The organism is Thiorhodococcus mannitoliphagus, from assembly GCF_010915725.1.
Taxonomy (GTDB): Bacteria; Pseudomonadota; Gammaproteobacteria; order Chromatiales; family Chromatiaceae; genus Thiorhodococcus; species Thiorhodococcus mannitoliphagus.
Genome location: NZ_JAAIJR010000246.1, coordinates 1 through 3,495, shown reverse-complemented (window position 1 = coordinate 3,495; position 3,495 = coordinate 1). Strand labels below are relative to the sequence as shown.

Annotated in this window: 3 protein-coding genes and 1 pseudogene; 3 read left to right on the top strand and 1 reads right to left on the bottom strand. The window is 66.3% G+C overall.

Annotated elements, in window-relative coordinates; genetic code table 11:
* Positions 1–90 precede the first annotated feature (90 nt).
* The 3 genes from G3480_RS29325 to prfH all read left to right on the top strand — a co-directional run bounded on the left by G3480_RS29325 (position 91) and on the right by prfH (position 3,077).
* Positions 91–1,125, top strand: coding sequence for a diguanylate cyclase (locus G3480_RS29325; RefSeq protein ID WP_164657018.1), 1,035 nt, complete (start codon positions 91–93; stop codon positions 1,123–1,125).
* Positions 1,126–2,113: 988 nt separating this feature from the next.
* A complete protein-coding gene (locus G3480_RS28735) occupies positions 2,114–2,383 on the top strand; it encodes an RtcB family protein (protein ID WP_338114224.1) in 270 nt (89 codons plus the stop codon).
* Positions 2,384–2,462: 79 nt separating this feature from the next.
* The gene (prfH, locus tag G3480_RS25500) at positions 2,463–3,077 is read left to right on the top strand and encodes a peptide chain release factor H (protein WP_164657019.1); all 615 of its coding nucleotides are present in this window, start codon (positions 2,463–2,465) and stop codon (positions 3,075–3,077) included.
* 172 nt (positions 3,078–3,249) lie between these two features.
* Here prfH and G3480_RS25495 read toward each other — a convergent pair.
* Positions 3,250–3,495: pseudogene (locus G3480_RS25495) on the bottom strand (chitin deacetylase); the annotation flags it as partial.

The window sequence follows — 3,495 nt, the reverse complement described above, 5'->3', positions numbered from 1 at the left end:
CGCCACGATCCCGGGCTTGTCCAACAACCGGTTCAGATCGTCGCTCGCTTCGCTCGGACGATCTAACCTTATTCGTTAGACGGCCGCCAGGTGGAGATCTCCTACTCCAAGACCGATGCGGACAGCGAGACCACCTGCAGGATCCATCCACTCGGCTGGGCCAAGCGCAATCGGGTGGCCTATGTCGCCTGCACCTTCTGGAATTACGCGGATCTGCGCTGGCTGGCCGTGCATCGCATCGACAGCGCACGGGCACTCGAGGACAGCGTCGCATCGCGCGCCGAGCCATCGGCCATTGACGCATTTCTCGACAGTCCGCCGCTGGCACCGCAGCATGAGACGCTGATGGGGCTCGAGCTGGAGCTGTCCGAGTCGCTGTATTCAGCGATCCAGGCGCAGCCCCCGGAGGGCGAAGACATCCAGATCGCTCCGCCGCAGGACGGCTGGTTCCGGCTCCAGGGACGCGTCCCCGACAGTCTCGGCCTACGCTCGTGGCTCCTCGGCTTACAGGACGCGGTGCGGATCGTCCAGCCGGTCTCACTGAAGCAGGAGCTGCACCGACTGCTGTTCGATCCGCTCACCGGACTGGTCAATCGCCACGAGCTGGAGCTGGCCCTGCCCCGTCACCTGGCCGCGACCCACCGCAATCGAGCACAGCTGTCCGTCATCGCGATCGATCTCGACCATTTCCGCGACGTGAACAACTGCTTTGGTCACGCGTTCGGCGATGCGGCCCTGCATCACTTCGCCTCGATTCTGAAGGCACAATGCCGGGCAATGGATCTGGCCGTGCGACAGGGTGGCGAGGAGTTTCTCGTGCTCTTACCCAACACCACCACCGACTCGGCGGTGCAGATCGCCGAGCGGATTCGCTTGGCCCTGGAATCCAAACCGCTTCCACTGACCGCGGACGCCACCACGCGGCTGCGCGAGACCTCAAACGCCGACTGTCGTCATCAACTGACTGACGACACCCTGAGACTCACCGCGAGCCTGGGGGTCGCAACCGAGCGCGGAGCGGACCAAGACATCCCGCTCGAGACCCTGGCCGAGGAACTGCTCAAACGCGCCGACCGCGCCCTCTATCGCGCCAAGGAAAGCGGGAGAAACTGCGTCTGCCGTTAGCCTGGAGGCACGGTACCGAGCGAGCCTTGCCAAGCCGCAGCCGACCCTTCTACCGGATGCCGCTTGCGACAAGCACTGTCGCATTTCATTGATAGACTTTGCGCGCTGCGGCGAAAGACAAACCGGCGACCACCGAGACGGCGTCAACTTTGCTCGCTGACGCGCGACGCCTGAAAGGCACGATTGACCCAGCACGCTCGTGACCGATGCTGGCGCGGAACGACAGTCGCGACTCATGAAGGCAGATAACGGTGTTGCGGATCTGGAGGCAGTGCATCGATGGCTGAAACAGACTGGTGGTTCGGATTCCGCCAAACCTTGCCGAGACCTCCCGGTCAGGCGATTGCCGTTGGCCCCTTCGGCTCCTATGAAGACGCCGAGAGAGAAAGCACAAGATCCAGGGCATGGGATTGCGACGTCTCAGCGCCTTACGCTGCCCGCTCAAAAGACGAAGCAGAAGCGAGAGCCAAGGTGATACTGCGCGGGCCAGGACGCTAGAGCCGCGATCCTGGCGTCTCCTCAGTCGAATCCGCGCTGCCAGATCCGGCACCGAAGCTGATCGCCCAGAGCGCGCTCAGCAGACACCGCCCGCAAGCCCCGTGCTCACTGCCAGAGCATTGCCAATTTCGTCACCCTGGACGGTGCTCGGCGCAAAGGCCGGGATCATGACACGACGGCCAACTCCTGGAGGAGCGCCCACAGCCCATGACGAGTCCCCGCATCATCGCCTGCGCCGACACTTGGATCGAAGGTGAGGCGGTGCGTCGACTGGAGCAGACCGCCGCCCTGCCGGGCATGCGCGCTGCGGTCGGTCTCCCCGTCTGCACCCCGGCAAGGGCTACCCCATCGGCGCGGCCTTCCTCGCCGAGCCGACCGACTTCGATGCCGCGATTGGCACCATCGGCGGCGGCAACCATTTCGCCCAGTTGCAGCGCGTCGAGGAGATTCTTGACCCCGAGGCCGCCGCAGGACTGAATCTGGATGCCGAGTGGCTGCCTGCGACACCAGTCTGCGCTCGCTGGCACATGGCGCCGGGCGCAAGTGGAAGTGCGGCGAGGCCCGCGCGCGGCTGAGTGCCCGACAGCGTTCGGACGCGCTGCGCGTCACCGCGCTCGGCGGGCGCGTCATCTGCGAGGACAAGACGCTGCTCTACGACGAGGCCCCGGAGGCCTACAAGGGCATCGACCGCGTGGTCGCGGACCTGGTCGAGGCTGGACTCTGCCGGGTCATCGCCACCCTGCGTCCGGTGCTGACCTAAAGCTGCGCCGCCCGGCACACCGGCAGCCGGCTGCCCGCAAGCCGAAGCGCGGGCGCCGACGACGGAGACGACGCTCTGGCTGCAGATTTCCGCAGGGCGCTGTCCAGCCGAGTGCGTGTGGGTGGTCGGCCGGCTCGCCCCGCAGCTGGCCGAGGCGCTGGCAGGACGAGGACTCAAGGTGGAGGAGATCGACCGCACCTCGGGCTCACATGTCGGCGATGCCCGCTCGGTGCTGTTCCGGATCAACGGCCCAGAGGCGCCGACCCAGGTCGCGGACTGGCTCGGGACTATCCAGTGGATCGGCACCAGTCCCTATCGGCCGCGTCACAAACGCAAGAATTGGTTCGTCAGTGTCGCCGTCTTCGCGGAGCCCGTCGCGGATCCATGGAATGAAAGGAATCTGCGCATCGAGACCCTGCGCGCGAGCGGTCCCGGCGGGCAGCATGTCAACCGTAGCGAGAGCGCGGTGTGCATCACCCATACTCCCACCGGCCTGACCACCCTGGCCCAAGAGGAGCGCTCACAGCACCTCAACCGTCGCCTCGCCCTTGCGCGGCTGGCATCGCTGCTCGCCGCGCGCGCCGACGATCAGGCCCACGCGGCCGAAGATGAACGCTGGCGCCAGCACACCCAGCTCGAGCGTGGTAACGCGGTCCGGGTCTATCGCGGCGCCGACTGGAGGCGCGAGCGCTGAGTGCGCTCGGCTGACCCATCGGATCCTCACACATCGCCGTGGAGGCTGGTCAATCGCGAGGAAAGGCCTTCACGACAGAATCCGTCGCATCAGAGCGCGATGCTACTCGGCGGAGCGCTTTGCGGTGCGTCGCTGGTGGCGGCGCGACGCTCCTCGCTCGCCATGCCCGTCGTCATTCATCACCGGGTCGGCCGAAGCGCTGGATCCAATGCTCGGCGATCTCGCGCCGACGACAGATCCACACGCCCTCATGGGCCGCGGCATGGTCCAGAAACCGCGCGACGGCTACTGCACGGGCCGGATGGCCGCTGATGCGGGCATGCAGTCCGATGCTCATGATAGCGGGTCGGTCCGCGCCCTCCGCCCAGAGGACATCGAAGGCGTCGCGCAGCAGGGTGAAGAAGTCGGCGGCCGTGGC